The sequence below is a fragment of the Actinoallomurus sp. NPDC052308 genome (genome assembly GCF_040679195.1).
Lineage (GTDB): Bacteria > Actinomycetota > Actinomycetes > Streptosporangiales > Streptosporangiaceae > Actinoallomurus > Actinoallomurus liliacearum.
Genome location: NZ_JBFAUM010000008.1, coordinates 167,360 through 183,999, shown reverse-complemented (window position 1 = coordinate 183,999; position 16,640 = coordinate 167,360). Strand labels below are relative to the sequence as shown.

Below are 16,640 nucleotides of genomic sequence, written 5' to 3'. Positions count from 1 at the left end.
TCCTTTCACCCGATCCGGCGGAGGTCCGTACGGTAGCGTGCCGCGTTGTCCTGGTAGAGGTCGACGGCCTCGGCGATCCACTTGTCCAGGCCCGGTGCGGGCCGCTGCCGGGCCGGCACCCCGACGGCGATGTGCCCGGCGGAGACGTGGGCGTCCTCGGTCACCAGCGCGGCGGCGCCGACCGCGGCCCCCGGCTCGAGGACGGCGCGGTTCAGGACGATCGACCCGGACCCGATGAGACAGCCGTCGCCGACCGTGCAGCCTTCCAGGTGGACGTTGTGGCCGACGACGCAGCGGTCGCCGATGAGCGTCGGCCACTCCTCGGTGGTGTGCAGCACGGTGCCGTCCTGGATGGACGTCGCCGCCCCGACCTCGATGCGCCCGTAGTCGCCGCGCAGCACCGCGGCCGGCCAGATCGAGGCGCGAGGCCCGATCGTCACCGCGCCGATGACGGTCGCGTCCGGGTGCACGAACGCCTCGGGGTGGATGTCGGGGGTCAGCTCGCCGAGGGCGTAGATCGCCATCAGGTCTCCAGCTTCAGGTTGTAGACGCGGGCCGCGTTGCCGGCCAGCACCAGCGCGGCGGTCTCCTCGTCGGGGCACAGCGCGGCGACCGCCCGGGCGTTCGCGGCGATCCCCGGGACTCCGGGCCAGTCCGTACCGAAGATCATGCGTCGGGTGAGGCGCTTCCAGTTGTGCCTGGCGTAGTAGTCGCGCAGCCGGGACGGGGGCAGCCCGGACAGCTCGATCCACACGCGCTCGTTCGACAGGGCCATGAAGGCGGCCGCGTCGTACCACCATCCCCGCCCGCCGTGCGCGAGCGCGACGTTCAGCCGCCGGAAGTCCCGCAGCACGTCGTCCAGCAGGACCGGGTCGGCGAAGCGGTTGGTCGAGCCGGGGAACGTGCTGGTGCCGCAGTGCACGACCAGCGGGATCCCGGCCGCCTGGCACACCTCGTACGCCGGGTACAGGGCGCGGTCGTTGGCCGCGACGCCCGCGTGGACGGGATGCAGCTTGCACGCGACCGCGCCGAGGTCGAGCTGGCGCTGCAGCTCCTCGTCGATCGGGTAGTGCAGGTGCGGGTTGATGTTGGCGACCAGCTTGATCCGCGCCGGGTCGTACCCGGTCAGCGGGAGCATGTCCTCGACCGGCTGGTACCCGGTCGCCTTCGGGCTGTACTCCGCGAACACGAGCGCCACGTCGACGCCCTCAGCGGCCAGGTACGCGGCGAACCGGGCGGGGTCGAGCGTCCCGGAGGCGTCGTAGACCCGGTCGAGGAGCTCCCGGTCGCCGAAGTCGTGCGCCCACTGCCGCCACGCGGGCTTGAGCGTGGGCAGCCGGGCGGCGTGCAGGTGGACGTCGATCAGCGGCATGCCGTCGAGCATCAGACCGCCTCGTACGCGGCGATGAGGTGAACGCGGTTCGGACGCACCCTTCCATCCTGGCGGATCGCCATCCGCGTGACGAACCGGGCGGCGTTGTGAATCACGACAACGCGACCTCTTCCTGCGGGCCGGACAGCACGCCGGTGGCGTGCGCGCGCAGCTCCACCCGCCGTACCTTGCCGGTCGGCGTGGTCGGCAGCGCGTCGACGAACAGCACCCGGCGGGGGCGCTTGAACGACGGCAGCCCCGCCCGGCAGAACTCGATGAGGTCCGCCTCCGTCGCCTCGACGCCGGTCCCGGTCACGACGTAGGCGACCGGCTTCTCGAGGCCGTCGGTGTCGATGCCCGCCACCACCACGGCCTGGGCGACCGCCGGATGCGCCAGCAGCCGCGTCTCGACCTCGGCCGGTGACACCCACATGCCGCTGGCCTTCAGCATGTCACTGGTACGGCCCCGGCAGGTGTAGTAGCCGTCGGCGTCCCGCACGTACGTGTCGCCGGTGCACAGCCACTCCCCCTGGAACACCTGGCGGGACGCCGCGTACCGGGACCAGTACCCGGTCGCCGTCGACTCGCCGCGGACGTACAGGGTGCCGGGCGTTCCCGGGGCGGCCTCGCGCCCCTCCTCGTCGAGGATGCGCAGGTCGTAGCCGGGCACCGCGCGGCCGGTCGTGCCGGGCCGTACGGCGCCCTCCGTGTTGGACAGGAAGATGTGCAGCATCTCGGTCATGCCGATGCCGTCGAGGATGTCGACGCCGAAGTGCTCGGTCCACCGGTGGTACAGCGCGGCGGGCAGCGGTTCGCCCGCCGAGGCCGACAGGCGTACTCCCCCGAGCGCCGCGCGCGGCAGTTCGGCGCGGAGCATGTTGGCGAAGAACGTCGGCCCGGCGAAGAACAGCGTCGCGCCGAACGTACGGGCGCGTTCGGCCAGCAGGTCCGGCCGGGACGGCGTGGGTTCCAGGATCGCGGCGGCGCCGGCCCACAGGGGGAACAGCAGCGAGTTGCCCAGGCCGTAGGCGAAGAACGCCTTGGCCGCCGACAGGCAGCGGTCGCCGGGGCGGATGCCGAGGACCTGGGCGCCGTACGTCTCGCAGACGACCCGGACCGAGGCGTGGCGGTGCATCGCGGCCTTGGGCGTGCCGGTGGTGCCCGACGTGTAGAGCCAGAACGCCGGGGAGTCGGCGGTCGTGGCGGGCCGCTCGCCGTCCGGCTCCGCGCCGGCCAGGTCCGCCAGCGCGTGCACCGGCACCGGGGCGGTGATCGTGGCACCGTCCGAGGCGACGACGCCGGCCAGTTCGGGCGCCGCGGCGGCGGCCTCGGCCGCGACCGCGGTGAACTCCGGCGTCACCGCGAGCAGGCGCGCCCGCGAGTCGCGCAGCAGCTCGGCCAGCCCGTCGGCGTGCAGCATCGTCGAGACCGGGACCGGGATGGCGCCGATCCGCAGGGCCGCGAGGAAGACCGTGACGAAGTCCGGCGAGTCGGCCATGAACATCAGCACCCGCTGCTCGGGCAGCAGGCCGATCGCGCGCAGTCCGGCGGCGGTGCGCCGGACGCGCTCGTGCAGCCGGGCGTAGGTGAGGTCCCCGCCGGCGCCGGTCAGCGCCAGACGGTCGCCGTCGCCCCGTTCCAGGTGGCGGTCGAGCAGGTAGAGGCAGGCGTTGAAGGGTTCGCTCATGAGCCGCCGTCCGGTCAGGCGAGGTGGACGTAGTCGTAGTCGAAGGGCTTGCCGTTGATCCCCTGGCGGGGCGGAGCGATCCAGGCGGCGATCTTGCCGCGCTCGTGGACCGGCCGCATGAGCGACCGGACGTAGGCCTTGTCGACGTCGGTGGGCAGCCACTCGCCCTGGCGCCGGTCCCACTCCTCCTGGGAGATGACCTCGCCGTCCGGGGTGACCTGGATGCCGGCGAACGCGCCGACCTGCCGGTTGAAGGCGACGCTCGGCAGGCGCAGCCGCTGCGGCAGGCCGGCCTCCTCCAGGATGCGGTTCCACCGGTTGACGCCGCTCTGGCAGTCGGCGATGTACTCCCGCCGCAGGTCGGTGTTGAGGCCCACCAGCGCGGCGACCTCAATCTGCCCGACCCGGCCGTCGACGACCGCGTCGACCATGATCGAGTCGTCGGTGAGCCGGTGGTCGTCCTTGCGGCGCTCCTCCGACCAGCGGCCCTTGATCCCGGCGGTGAAGTAGTTCGCGACGTTGGTGGAGGTCTCGGAGCCGAACAGGTCCAGCGACACGGAGTAGTGGAAGTTGAGGTACTTCTGGATCACGCGCAGCGGGATGCCGCCGTGCCCGACGACGTCGTCGGTGTCGTGCTCCCGCATCAGCTCCACGGTCCGCAGCACCACCCGGTCGATGCCGGTGGTGCCCACGAACATGTGGTGCGCCTCCTCCTTCAGCATGAACTCGCACGTCCGCGACAGCGGGTCGAACCCGCTCTCCTTGAGCGTGCCGAGCTGGTACTTGCCGTCCCGGTCGGTGAAGTAGGTGAACATGAAGAAGGACAGCCAGTCCGGCGTCTCCTCGTTGAACGCCCCCAGGATGCGCGGGGAGTCCTCGCTACCGGAGTTGCGGTGCAGCAGCTCCTCGGCCTCCTCCCGGCCCTCCCGGCCGAAGTAGGCGTGCAGGAGGTACACCATCGCCCACAGGTGGCGGCCCTCCTCGACGTTCACCTGGAACAGGTTCCGCAGGTCGTACAGGCTCGGCGCGGTCGCCCCCAGATTGCGCTGCTGTTCGACGGAGGCGGGCTCGGTGTCGCCCTGGATGACGATGAGGCGCTGCAGTTCCGCGCGGTACTCGCCGGGGACCTTCTGCCAGGCCGGCTCGCCCTTGTGCTCGCCGAACGCGATGCGCCGGTCCTTGCGCGGCTCGGCCAGGAAGATGCCCCAGCGGTAGTCGCGCATCGCGACGTGGCCGAAGTGCGCCCACCCTTCGCGGCCCACGTTGACCGCGGTGCGCAGGTAGACGTCCTCGGTGGGCAGTGTCGGGCCCATCGACTCCCACCAGGACAGGAAGTTCGGCTGCCAGGACTCCAGGGCCCGCTGCAGACGGCGATCATCGCGCAGGTCGACGTTGTTGGGGATCTTCTCGCCGTAGTCGGCGGTCGTCGTCATGTCAGACTCGCTTCTGGTCGAAGTGGGCGCGCCGTCCGGTGCCGAACCTGCGCAGCGCGCCGTCCGGCCCGGAGGCGTTGGGGCGGCAGAAGATCCAGTTCTGCCAGGCGGACAGCCTGCCGAAGATCTTGGTCTCCATCGTCTCAGGACCGGCGAAGCGGTAGTTCGCCTCCAGCCCGGTCAGCGCGTCCGGGCTGAACCCGGCCCGCTCCTCGACCGCGATACGGACCTCCTCGTCCCAGTCGATGTCGTCGGGGATGAAAGTGACCAGGCCGAGCCGCTCGGCGTCCTCGGCCGGCAACGCCTTGCCCTCGGCGGCCTCGGCGGCGGCGAGCGCGTCCGCGTCGCCGTGGAAGCGGGTCGCCAGGCGGCTGAGGCCGTTGCCCATCGGCAGCGGGCCAAGGTTCATCCGGCCGACGGTGATGGTGGCCGGCTCGGCGTCGGGGTCGACGTCCTCGAACACGCCCGCGAGCTGGAAGGACCGGTCCGCGGCCAGCGCGAGCTCCAGCAGCGAGCCGGCGAAGCAGCTTCCCGGCTCGATGAGCGCGATGAGACTGCGGCTGGTGACGTCGAGGCGCTTCAGCGTGCGCTTCAGGTAAAGGACGATCTCGCGGACCAGCCAGTCGCCGGAGCGCTCCAACAGCAGCGCGTCGTACGCCAGTACCCGGGCCGCGTCGCCCTTCGTGCGGAACACCCAGGTGCCCAGCTCGATCTCGTTCGTGCGCAGGTCCAGGATCAGGTCGTCCAGCTCGCGGGTGAGGGCGAGCGGCCAGAAGTCCGCGCCCTGGGCGTGAACGCCGGCGGCGTCGGCCGGCGGGTCGCCGTCCGGGCCGAGGACGGTGACCTCCACGACGCCGCGGTCCCGGTCGAGGGCGGCGCCGACGTATCGGTAGCCGATGTGGTCGTCGGTACGGGTCTTGGCAAGGGCGGTCAGCTCGATCCCGCCGGTGTCGGCGGGCCGGTCCGAGCGCGTCGCGAGGGCTGCGGCGCGCTCGGCGACCGTACGGTCCCAGGCGGTGCGCGGCACGGCCTCGTCGACGAGGCGCCACTGCACCGCCTTCCGGCCGCCGATGCCCTCGGTCTTGGTGGAGAAGTAGTCGGCGAGGTCGCGCCGCACGTGCCGCTTGTCGACCACGCGGGTGAGCCCGCCGGTGCCGGGCAGGACGCCGAGCAGCGGCAGTTCGGGCAGCGACACCGTCGAGGAGCGGTCGTCGACCAGCATGATGTGGTCGCAGGCCAGGGCGATCTCGTAGCCGCCGCCGGAGGCGGTGCCGTTCAGCGCCGCGAGGTAGGTCTGGCCGGAGTTGGCGCTCGCGTCCTCGATGCCGTTGCGGGTCTCGTTGGTGAACTTACAGAAGTTGACCTTCCAGGAGTGGGAGGAGGAGGCCAGCATGCGGATGTTGGCCCCCGCGCAGAACACCTTCTCCTTGCCGCCCGTGACGACGACGGTACGGACCTCGGGGTGCTCGAACCGCAGCCGCTGCACCGCGTCGTACAGCTCGATGTCCACGCCCAGGTCGTAGGAGTTGAGCTTCAGCTCGTAGCCCGGCGCCAGGCCGCCCTGCTCGTCCACGTCCATCGTCAGCGTGGCGACGGGCCCGTCGAGGCTCAGCCGCCAATGTCGATAGTGCGGCGGGGCGGTCCGGAAGTCGACTCTCCCGGGCCGAACGGGTTCCTCGGCCGCCGTGTTCGGCTGGGCGGTGGGCTCGCCGGCCAAGCTGCTCATCAGGAGATCCTCCCGTCGATCCAGATGAGGCAACACTCTACGGATTCATCGATGGCCGTCAAGAGTTCGTAGAATATTGCCCCCGCCGCTCCCCGATGGCCGGCCTGTCCGGGTGGACGCGCTCAGCGACGAAGGTGGGGCAGGACCTCGCGGCCGTAGAAGTCGATCACACGCGGCTGGTCCGCCTGGCCGGAATGGACGAACGGCGTGACGCCCGCGTCCAGGAGCCGCTGCAGCGCCGTGATGTGCACCTGCGGGTCGGTGCCGCGCGGCCAGGCGGCGTACACCTTCTCCAGCGGCCAGCGCTGTTCGGCGATGCGCTGGATGGTCACCGGATTCGGCTGGTACAACAGGTCGCCGAACCCGTGGACGGTGAACCGCCACTTCTCCGCGGCCTCGTCGGCCTCCGCCCGGCCGCCCACCACGACCCACGTCTCGGCGAACTTCGGCATGCCGTCGGGATCCCTGCCCGCGGCACGGGCCCCGCGGGCGAAGGCGTCGCGCAGCCGCGGGTCGGTCAGATCCTTGACACCGCCGATCCAGCCGTCGCCGTGCCGCCCCGCAAGGTAGGCGCTCTTCGGCCCGCTGGCCGCGACGTAGATCGGGACCGGCCGCGCCGGCACGTCGTACAGCCTGGCCTGATCGGTCCGGTAGAACCGGCCGTGGAACGTCACCCGCTCCCCCGTCCAGAGCCGGCGGATCAGCTCGATGGCCTCGATCAACCGATCGTGCCGTTCGGGATACCGGTCGAAGCGCCCGGTGGCGGCCAGCTCGTTGAGCGCCTCACCGGTGCCGACGCCCAGGAAGACCCGGCCCGGATACAGCACTCCCAGCGAGGCGAACGCCTGCGCCACCACGGACGGGTGGTACCGGTAGAGCGGGCAGGTGACGCCGGTGCCGTACGTCAGGTGCGACGTGTGCTCGCCGATCAGCGCCAACGACAGCCACGGGAACATCGCGTGGCCCTCATTGTCCTGCCACGGCTGGAAGTGGTCGCTCGTCCAGGCGTAACCGAACCCGGCCCGGTCCGCCAGCTCGGCGAACCGGACGATGTCCGGCGTCCGGAACTGCTCATGCCCGAGCGCGATCCCGACCGGGGCCACCGGCCGCCCGCCGGGCCCCGTCGGCACCGGCCCGGCCGCGCGCCGCACGCCCGCGGCGCACAGTGCCGCGGCCCCGAGCATCGAGAACCGCCGTCTCGACAGGCCGTCACCGGGCTCGTCCTCCCGCCACCGGCCGTACTCGTGTCCGCCCATCGCCAGATCCCCCCACGCCTAACGACAGATAACCCCTTATCCGGCGAATACCCACAAAAGTGGTCACGGTCCGCCCGCAGGCGGTCAGATCGCCCGCGGAGTGAGACCACACGCCTACATCCCGAGGATGACGTCCGGCGATGTCAGCCAGACGCGGTACGAAGATCACGACTGTGGATCGACGTCAGGGACCGGTCCGCGCCCTTAGCGTCGCACCAGCCACGGCGCCGCGTGCGGAGCAGGCCGGGCGGCCCGGGAGATCACGGCTCACGTTCGGCCGGCTCCGCAGGCGGTCGCGGCCTCGCACGCGGTCACTCCGCTCCCCCGACGCCGAAGGATCGAACGCGCCCATGGGTTCCACCCTCATCGTCACCAACGACTTCCCGCCTCGGCAGGGCGGGATCGAGACCTTCGTGCACGCGATGGCCACACGCCTGCCGGACGACGTCGTCGTCTACACCTCCCACGAGGACGGCGACACCGCCTTCGACGCGTCCCTTCCGTTCCCGGTCATCCGCGACCGGAGCCGCACGCTGCTGCCGACCCGCAGGGTCGCCCGGAAGGCGGTCGAGCTCGCCCGGGCCCACGGCTGTGACCGGGTGTGGTTCGGGGCCGCGGCGCCGCTCGCCCTGATGGCCCCGGCGCTGCGCCGCGGCGGTGTGGAGCGCATCGTGGCCACCACGCACGGCCACGAGATCTGGTGGGCCAAGGTGCCCGGCACCCGCTGGCTGATGCGGCGGATCGGCGACGGCGTCGACGTCGTCACCTACCTCGGCCCGTACACGCGCAGCCGGATCGTGCCGGCCCTGGGCCCGAGCCCGCGGCTCAGCCGGCTCGTCCCCGGCGTCGACGCCGACGCGTTCCGGCCCGATGCGGCCGCCGCCGAGCGGGTACGCGCCGACCTGCGCCTGTACGGCAGGCCGGTGATCCTCTGCGTCGCCCGGCTGGTGTCGCGCAAGGGGGTGGACATGCTGATACGCGCGCTTCCGCTGGTCCGGCGCCAGGTCCCGGAGGCGGTACTGCTCGTCGTCGGCGACGGGCCGGACCAGGATCGGCTGCGCAGCCTGGCGCGACGGCACGCCGACGGGTCGGTGTACTTCGCCGGTGGCACGCCGCACGCCGCGACACCGCCCTACTACGCCGCCGCGGACGTCTTCGCGATGCCGTGCCGCACCCGTCTGGGCGGCCTGGAGGCCGAGGGGCTCGGGATCGTCTTCCTCGAGGCGGCCGCGAGCGGCCTGCCGGTGATCGCCGGTGACTCGGGCGGCGCGCCGGACGCGGTGCTCGACGGCCGGACCGGCAGGCTGGTGGACCCGACCGACACGGCCGCGATCGCCGAGGCCCTGACGACCACGCTGCTCGACCCCGAGCGCGCCGCCATGGGCGCCGCGGGCCGCGAATGGGTCCGGCAGGCGTGGTCGTGGGACACCTCGGCCCGCCACCTGGCCGAACTCCTGGCCCCCGGCCACGACCGGGCCGCCGAGGTTCCCGACGGCGCCTGACGCCCTCGCGGAGCCGTGGCCCGGCAGGCCCGGTCACGGCCATCGGCTCGCACGGCCCGTCATAGTCGGCGGGCCCGGCTCAGGTAGGTCTGCGCCACCACCACGACGGCGAGGAACGCGCCGCTGACGACCTGTTGGTAGGACGAGGACAGGTCACCGATCTGGTTGATCAGGTTCTGGATGACGCCGAGGAGGAGGACGCCGGCGATCGTGCCGCTGACCGAGCCCGCGCCGCCGGTCAGCAGCGTGCCGCCGATGACGACCGCCGCGATGACGTCGAGTTCCAAGCCGGTGCCGAGGATGGTCACGCCCGACGACAGGCGCGCGGCGTTCAGCGCGCCGGACAGGCCGGCCAGCGCGCCGGACAGCACGTAGACAGTGATCTTCGTCCGGATGACGGGCACGCCCATGAGCGCGGCGGCGTCCTCCGCGCCGCCGATGGCGTACACCGCCTGGCCGAACCCGGTCCGCTGCAGCAGCACGCCGCCGATGACGAACAGCGCGAGCGTCAGGTAGATGGGGTAGCCCAGGCCGAACAGGTGTCCCTGGCCGAGCCGGGCGAGCACCGAGCCGTGCGGGATCAGGTACGTCGTCGCGCCCTCATGCGAGATCGACAGCAGCAGGCCCCGGGCGCCGAGCAGGCCGGCGAGGGTGACGATGAACGGCGCCAGCCGGACCCGGGCGATCAGCAGGCCCTGGACGAGACCGATCGCGCCGCACACCACCAGCGGCACCAGGAGCCCGGCCGGGGTTCCCCACCGCACGGCGTACGCGGCCAGCACCCCGCCGAGCGCGAACACCGAGCCGACCGACAGGTCGATGCCGCCGGTGATGATGACGAAGGTCATGCCGAGCGCCACCATCGCGGGGAACGACGACGTGATGGCGATGTCGCCGAGGTTCTCCCTCGTAGGAAAGTGGCTGAAGGAGAGCGAGCCGACCAGGAGCAGGAGGACCAGCACCGCGGTCGCGCCGTGCCGCTGGACCAGGCCGAAGGCGCGGTCGCGCCGGCTCAGCGCGTAGGCGTCCTGGGTGACGGGCGTGTCGGCCGTCGCTTGCTCGGTGGTCATCGACCGGCCCCTCCCCTCGCCGCGTACACGGCGCCAAGGATGATCACTGCCTGCACCATCTGGGCGACCGAGTCCGGCAGATCGTGTTTGATCAGCGTCGCCCGTACGAGCTGGATGAGCAGCGCGCCGGCGACGGTGCCCAGCACCCGCACCCGGCCGCCGGTGAGCGGCGTGCCGCCGACGACGACCGCGGTGATCGCCGAGAGCTCCATCAGCAGGCCGAGGGACGAGGGATCGCTGGCCTGGAGGCGGGCGGTGGCCAGCACGCCCGCGACCGCGGCCAGCAGGCCGGACAGGACGTACACCAGCAGGAGGACCCGCCGGACCGGCAGCCCGGACAGGACGCTGGCCGTACGGTTGCCGCCGATCGCGACGAGCTGCCGGCCGAAGGTCGTACGCCGGACGACGCCGGTGACCACGAGGGTCAGGACGCCCGCGACGACCACCGGCAGCGGGACCCCGACGAGGCTCGACGAGCCGAGGTCGAGCAGGGTCGCGTCGTGCACGTCCTTGAGCCGGCCGCCGGCCAGCACGAGGGCCAGGCCGCGCCCGCCGACGAACAGGCACAGCGTGGCGACGATCGGCTGGACGTTGACGAACGCCACCAGCGAGCCGTTCACCAGCCCGACCGCGATGCCGCCCACCAGGGCGACCAGGATCGCCGGGCCGACGCCGTACCCGAGGTAGAGCGGGATCAGCGCGGTGGCCAGCGCCATCACCGAGCCGACCGACAGGTCCACGCCCTCCGTGCCGATCACCAGGGCCATGCCGAGGGAGACGATGACGACCGGTGCGACCTGGACGAGCTGGGTGCGCAGGTTCTCCGTGCTGAGGAAGTGCGGGGTGATCGCGATGTTGACGACGACGAGCGCGACGATCGCCGCGTACACGCCGTAGTTCTGCAGCCAGGCCAGCACCCGCGCGCCGGTCGGCCGGGGCAGCGCGACAGCGGTGTCGCTCATCCCACTTCCTCCCGCGCGTGGGCGGCGATCGTGGTCATCACGGCCTCCTCGGTGAGTTCGTCCCCGGTCAGCTCACCGACCACGGCGCCGTTGCGCAAGACCATGACGCGGTCCGAGCCCTCGACCAGCTCCTCCAGGTCCGAGGAGATCAGCAGGACGGCGAGGCCCGCCTCGGCGAGTTCGTCGACGAGCGCCTGGACCTCCGCCTTCGCGCCGACGTCGATGCCGCGTGTCGGCTCGTCCAGCAGCAGCACCTTGGGCTCGGTGGCCAGCCAGCGGGCCAGCAGGACCTTCTGCTGGTTGCCGCCGGACAGCTCGGCGACCGGCTGGTGCGGCCCGGTCGCCTTGATGCGCAGTCGCGCCATGAAGGTGTCCACGATCCGGTCGATGCGCGCGTCGGAGACGACGCCGGCGCGGGCCAGCCGCGGGAGGGCGGCCAGCGCGATGTTGTCGCGGACCGACAGCGTCGGCACGATGCCCTCCGCCTTGCGGTCCTCGGGCAGCAGCGCGATGCCCGCCCGTACGGCGGCCGTGGCCGAGCCCCGGCGGACCGGGAACCCGGCGACGGTGACCCCGCCCGCGTCGAGCGGCAGGACCCCCGCGATGGCCTTCGCCGTCTCGGTGCGCCCCGCGCCGAGCAGGCCGCCCAGCCCGACCACCTCGCCGGGCCGGATGGCCAGCGACACGTCGTCGAGCAGGTGCCGGCTGGACAGCCCGTTCGCCTCGAGGACCGGGCCGCCGGACGCCTCGTGCGCTCCGGAGAACCGGGTGACGCCTTCGGCGCGGACCTGCGCGACGTCGCGGCCGAGCATCAGCGAGACGAGGCGCAGCCGGTCCAGGTCGGCGAGGGCGCCCTGGTGGACGACACGGCCGTCGCGCAGGACGGTGACGCCGTCGCAGACGCGGTACAGCTCGTCCAGCCGGTGGCTGACGTAGATGACCGCGATCCCCCGCTCGCGGAGCCGGTCGATGACGCCGAACAGCGTGTCGACCTCGCGCGGTTCGAGAGAGGAGGTCGGCTCGTCCATGATGACCACGCGGGCGTCGACCGAGACGGCGCGCGCCAGCGCGACCATCTGCTGCGCGCCGACGCCGAGGGAGCGCAGCGGCAGCCGGACGTCCACCCGCACGCCGTACGACTCCAGGGTCCGGGCGGCCAGCTGATGCATGCGGCGCGTGTCGATGAGCCCCAGGGCGCGGCGCGGCTCGCGGCCGAGCAGCAGGTTGCGGGCCACGCTGAGGTCCGGGACCAGCCCGATCTCCTGGTGCACCGCCTGCACGCCGGCCCGTTGCGCCTCCAGCGGACCGGTGAACCCGGCGGGCCGGCCCGCGAGGAGCACCTCACCCGCGTCCGGCCGGTGCACGCCCGTGATCACTTTGATGAGGGTCGACTTGCCCGCGCCGTTCTCTCCGACCAGCGCGTGGACCTCGCCGGGCCGCAGGCTCAGGGACACCCGGTCGAGGGCGAGCACGCCGGTGAAGCGCTTGACGATGTCGCGCGCCTGCAGCACCGGCGTGTCTCCCGGATCGCGCTGTTCGGGGACGGGATCGGTCATGGGACCTCCTTCGTCGGCCTCATGACCAAGGTGCTGTGCTTACCGATTCCCTCGCTCCGCTCGGTCATGGGACCTCCTTCGTCGGCCTCATGACCAAGGTGCTGTGCTTACTGATTCCCTCGCTCCGCTCGGTCATGGGCACCCCCGGTCGTGTCGGAGCATCGATCAGTACGCGGACGCGAGCGACTGCTTGGCGTTGGAGGAGTCGTACTCGCGGTCGGAGATGATGACCTTGTCGGGGATCGGCTCGCCGTTCACGAACTTGCTCAGCGTCTGGAACGCCAGCGGGCCGAAGCGGGGGTTGGACTCCACGACCGCGTAGATCCAGCCGCTGACGATCTGGGACACGGCGTTGCGGGTCCCGTCCACGGACACGATCTTGATGTCGCCGGCCTTCTTGCCCGCGCCCTTGAGGGCGGTGACCGCGCCCAGCGCCATCTCGTCGTTCTCGGCGTAGATCGCGTTGACGTCGGGGTGGCTCTGAATCATCTGCTCGGTGACCTGCTGGCCCTTCTCGCGGGCGAAGTCGCCGGTCTGCTGGAAGGTGATCTGGATGCCGGGCGCCTGCTTGGCGATCTCGTCCTTGAAGCCGTTGGTGCGCTCGGTGGTCACGTTGTTGCCGGACGAGCCGAGGAGGACCGCGACCTTGCCCTTGCCGTTCAGGGCCTTGATCATCTGGTCGGCGGCCCGCTTGCCCTGCTGGTAGAAGTCGGACCCGATGAAGGTCACGTAGTCCTTGCAGGCGGTCGCGTTGATCTTTCGGTCGACCGTGATGATCGGGATGTGCTTGGCGGCGGCCTGCTGCAGCACGGGCTCCCAGCCGTCGGAGTTCAGCGGGGCGATGACCAGCGCCTTCGCCCCCTGGGCGATGAGCTGCTGGACGTCGCTGATCTGCTTGCTGAACTGCGACTGGCCGTTGGTCGTCCGCAGACCGGTGATCCCCTCCTGCTTCGCCTCCGCCTTGATCGAGGCCGTCTCCGCGATGCGGAAGGGGTTGGCCTCCTTCTCGGACTGCGAGAACCCGACCACCGAGGTCTTCAGGTCGAACTTCGTGCCCCCGAACTTGTCGATCGTGCAGGAGGGCGCGGAACCCGACGGGCTCTGCACCACCTGCCCGGCCTGAGCGCTCCCGCCGCCGGTCGGCTGGTCCTTCTCGGACTTGGCGCAGCCGGCGGCGAGCAGGGCGGTCATCGCGAGGAACGTGGTGGTGAGCGCGACCGGGCGTGGGCGATACGGAGGGACGGTCATTGCAGGTCCTTCCCCAGGCGGAGGCGAGATTCCGGTAATTGACGCACCCACGATCGAGTTCTGTCAATAGCGATCAGCATCGGACGCATTTTTCGGTCTGAATCTTGCAGGATCGATCAGCGGCCTTCATGCTGTGCTCACCGGTACCGGCCGTCCCAGTCCTCCTGGCCTCCGTCCGTTCCGGCGCAGCCGCGCGCCGCGCTGCGCCGTCCGCCCATCACCCTGTTTCAACAGATGGGAGTCTGCCGTGCCAGCCCTCCGATCATCCAGCCTCGCCAGACCTCGTGGCCCGGCCGTCATCATCGGCCTCGCGGTCGCGCTTCTCGCCGCCCTCGTCGCCCCCGCCTCCGCCTCCGCACCGGCTCCCGCCTCCGCACCGGCCGCCGCGTCCTGGAAGGCCCAGACCCCGCCGCTGACCACCCCCTGGACCGACCAGGTCTCCCCGACCAACGCCCTTCCGGAGTACCCGCGGCCCCAGCTGACCCGGTCCCGGTGGCAGAACCTCAACGGCGAATGGCAGTTCGCCGAGGCGTCCGCCGGCGAGGCGCCGCCGACCGGCAAGACCTTGGCGGAGCGGATCCTCGTCCCGTACCCGGTCGAGTCGGCGCTGTCCGGGATCAAGCGCCACGTCGACCACATGTGGTACCGCCGGACGTTCGCCGTGCCGAAGTCCTGGCACGGCGGCCGGCTCCTCCTGCACTTCCAGGCCGTCGACTACCACGCCACCGTCTACGTGAACGGCACGCAGGTGGCCACGCACACGGGCGGCTACGACGGCTTCTCCGCCGACGTGACCGGCGCCCTCCGGGGCAACGGCCCGCAGGAGCTGCTGGTCGGCGTCGACGACCCCACCGACATCGGCTCCCAGGCGCTCGGCAAGCAGCGCAAGCCCGGTGACGGCATCTTCTACACCCCGTCGTCCGGGATCTGGCAGACCGTCTGGATGGAGCCGGTCGCCGCGTCGTACGTCTCCCGCCTGGACGCGACGCCGGACCTGGCGAGCAAGACGCTGCGGCTGACCACGCACGTCGCCGGGAGCCCGGCGGCGACGGTCGAGGCCGTCGCGTACGCCGGGCACCGCCCGGTGGGCCGGGCCGTCGGCGCGGCGAACGCCGAGCTGAGCATTCCGATCCGCAAGCCGCACCTGTGGACGCCGGACGACCCGTACCTGTACACGCTGAAGGTGCGGGTCCGGGAGGGTCACAAGGTCGTCGACGAGGTCGGCTCGTACTCCGGAATGCGTTCGATCGGCCTCGGGAAGGGTCCCGACGGCAAGGTGCGGATGCTGCTGAACGGCAAGTTCGTCATGCAGGTCGGCACGCTCGACCAGGGCTTCTGGCCGGACGGCATCTACACCGCGCCGACCGACGCCGCCCTGCGGTTCGATCTGGAGGCGCACAAGCGCCTCGGCTTCAACATGGTCCGCAAGCACGTGAAGGTCGAGCCCGACCGCTGGTACTACTGGGCGGACCGGCTCGGGCTGCTCGTGTGGCAGGACATGCCCGCGACGTACGCCGGGCACTCGCCGTCCGCGGCGGTCAAGACGCAGTTCGAGACCGAGCTGCGCGACCTCGTCGACCAGCACCGCAGCCACCCGTCCATCGTCGTGTGGGTGCCCTTCAACGAGGGCTGGGGCGAGTACGAGCCGGATCGGATCGCCGCGCAGGTCAAGGGCTGGGACCCGAGCCGTCTCGTGGACGTCGACAGCGGCACCAACTGCTGTGAGTCCATCCCGAACATCGGAACGGGCGACATCTACGACGACCACACCTACGTCGGCCCCGGATCCCCGGTCCAGCAGGGCGCGCGGGCCGCGGTCGACGGGGAGTACGGCGGGCTCGGCCTCAAGGTCGACGGCCACATGTGGGACCCCGCGAACGGCTTCGCCTACGAGATGGAGCCCGACCAGGCCACGCTGACCCGGCGCTACACCGAGCTGCAGAACCGCCTGCTCGACGTGGAGCAGCGGTGCGGCGTGTCCGCGTCGGTCTACACCCAGATCACCGACGTCGAGAACGAGCTCAACGGCATCTACACCTACGACCGTCAGGTGCTCAAGCCCGGCGCCGAGCAGGTCCGCGCGGCCAACCAGGCCCTCATCAAGGCCTCCGGCTCGGTCGGCCAGGGCGGCGGCCAGAGCTTCCCGCCCGGCACGCCCGGACTCGACGGCGTCAGCTTCTACCCGCTCGACGAGGGATCCGGCACGGTCGCCAAGGACACGGTCGGCACGCACGACGCGACGCTCGTGAACGGGCCGGCGTGGACGGCCGGGCACTCCGGGTCCGCGCTGCAGTTCAACGGTTCCAACCAGTTCGCCGACACCGGCGCGGCCATCCTGGACACGACCGGGAACTACAGCGTGTCCGCCTGGGTGAAGCTCGACCGGCGCGGCGGGTTCGCCACGGCGGTCAGCCAGGACGGCGACACGAACAGCGCCTTCTACCTGCAGTACTCCGGCGCTGACGACCGGTTCGCGTTCAGCTTCGCCGGGGTACGGGCGCTCGCGCCGACCGCCCCGGAGACCGGGCGCTGGTACCACCTCGTCGGGGTCCGTGACGCCGCCTCCGGCTCGCTGACCCTGTACGTCGACGGGCAGAAGGCCGGAAGCGCGGCGGCCTGCCTCGGCGACCGGTCCACCGGGCACACGGTGATCGGCCGCGGCAGGTACGGCGGCAACCCGGTCGACTACTGGGCCGGCGCCATCGACCAGGTGCACGTCTTCGACCGGGCCCTGTCCGCCGACGACGTCGCGAAGCTCTACCAGTCCGGCAAGTGACGCGGTGCGGGAGGGACCCTCGGGTCCCTCCCGCCTCCCGTGAGAAGGAGAG

At 71.7% G+C, this 16,640-nt stretch carries 12 protein-coding genes; 2 read left to right on the top strand and 10 right to left on the bottom strand.

Going from position 1 to position 16,640, the window contains the following annotated elements; genetic code table 11:
* Nucleotides 1-5 precede the first annotated feature (5 nt).
* The 6 genes from AB0L00_RS22210 to AB0L00_RS22185 form a co-directional block, all read right to left on the bottom strand.
* Nucleotides 6-524, bottom strand: coding sequence for a gamma carbonic anhydrase family protein (locus AB0L00_RS22210; protein ID WP_364437174.1), 519 nt, complete (start codon nucleotides 522-524; stop codon nucleotides 6-8).
* Nucleotides 524-1,384: an amidohydrolase family protein gene (locus AB0L00_RS22205; RefSeq protein ID WP_364437171.1), complete on the bottom strand. Its 861-nt coding sequence runs from the start codon at nucleotides 1,382-1,384 to the stop codon at nucleotides 524-526. The genes AB0L00_RS22210 and AB0L00_RS22205 overlap by 1 nt, the downstream gene beginning before the upstream one ends.
* A 100-nt stretch (nucleotides 1,385-1,484) precedes the next feature.
* Nucleotides 1,485-3,059, bottom strand: a complete 1,575-nt coding sequence (locus tag AB0L00_RS22200; protein ID WP_364437169.1) for a benzoate-CoA ligase family protein — start codon at nucleotides 3,057-3,059, stop codon at nucleotides 1,485-1,487.
* A gap of 14 nt (nucleotides 3,060-3,073) precedes the next feature.
* Nucleotides 3,074-4,492 (bottom strand): benzoyl-CoA 2,3-epoxidase subunit BoxB, encoded by a 1,419-nt coding sequence (boxB, locus tag AB0L00_RS22195; protein WP_364437166.1) that lies wholly within the window; start codon nucleotides 4,490-4,492, stop codon nucleotides 3,074-3,076.
* 1 nt (nucleotide 4,493) lies between these two features.
* Nucleotides 4,494-6,218: a 2,3-epoxybenzoyl-CoA dihydrolase gene (gene boxC, locus AB0L00_RS22190; protein ID WP_364437160.1), complete on the bottom strand. Its 1,725-nt coding sequence runs from the start codon at nucleotides 6,216-6,218 to the stop codon at nucleotides 4,494-4,496.
* 122 nt (nucleotides 6,219-6,340) lie between these two features.
* A complete protein-coding gene (locus tag AB0L00_RS22185) occupies nucleotides 6,341-7,474 on the bottom strand; it encodes a F420-dependent hydroxymycolic acid dehydrogenase (RefSeq protein WP_364437157.1) in 1,134 nt (377 codons plus the stop codon).
* Between the two features lie 350 nt (nucleotides 7,475-7,824).
* On the opposite strand from AB0L00_RS22185, the gene AB0L00_RS22180 reads away from it, so the two are divergent.
* Nucleotides 7,825-8,976, top strand: coding sequence for a glycosyltransferase family 4 protein (locus tag AB0L00_RS22180; RefSeq protein WP_364437154.1), 1,152 nt, complete (start codon nucleotides 7,825-7,827; stop codon nucleotides 8,974-8,976).
* 59 nt (nucleotides 8,977-9,035) lie between these two features.
* Here AB0L00_RS22180 and AB0L00_RS22175 read toward each other — a convergent pair whose 3' ends face one another.
* The 4 genes from AB0L00_RS22175 to AB0L00_RS22160 all read right to left on the bottom strand — a co-directional run bounded on the left by AB0L00_RS22175 (nucleotide 9,036) and on the right by AB0L00_RS22160 (nucleotide 13,812).
* Nucleotides 9,036-10,046 (bottom strand): ABC transporter permease, encoded by a 1,011-nt coding sequence (locus AB0L00_RS22175; protein WP_364437151.1) that lies wholly within the window; start codon nucleotides 10,044-10,046, stop codon nucleotides 9,036-9,038.
* Nucleotides 10,043-11,008, bottom strand: coding sequence for an ABC transporter permease (locus tag AB0L00_RS22170; RefSeq protein ID WP_364437149.1), 966 nt, complete (start codon nucleotides 11,006-11,008; stop codon nucleotides 10,043-10,045). The genes AB0L00_RS22175 and AB0L00_RS22170 overlap by 4 nt, the downstream gene beginning before the upstream one ends.
* Nucleotides 11,005-12,564, bottom strand: a complete 1,560-nt coding sequence (locus AB0L00_RS22165; protein ID WP_364437147.1) for a sugar ABC transporter ATP-binding protein — start codon at nucleotides 12,562-12,564, stop codon at nucleotides 11,005-11,007. Before AB0L00_RS22165 ends, AB0L00_RS22170 begins: the two co-directional genes overlap by 4 nt.
* A gap of 165 nt (nucleotides 12,565-12,729) precedes the next feature.
* On the bottom strand, nucleotides 12,730-13,812 hold the full coding sequence (locus tag AB0L00_RS22160; protein WP_364437144.1) for an ABC transporter substrate-binding protein: 1,083 nt from the start codon (nucleotides 13,810-13,812) through the stop codon (nucleotides 12,730-12,732).
* Between the two features lie 247 nt (nucleotides 13,813-14,059).
* Between AB0L00_RS22160 and AB0L00_RS22155 the strand changes: the two genes are divergently transcribed.
* Entirely contained in the window at nucleotides 14,060-16,588 is a 2,529-nt protein-coding gene (locus tag AB0L00_RS22155) for a LamG-like jellyroll fold domain-containing protein (RefSeq protein ID WP_364437141.1), read from the top strand.
* Nucleotides 16,589-16,640 lie beyond the last annotated feature (52 nt).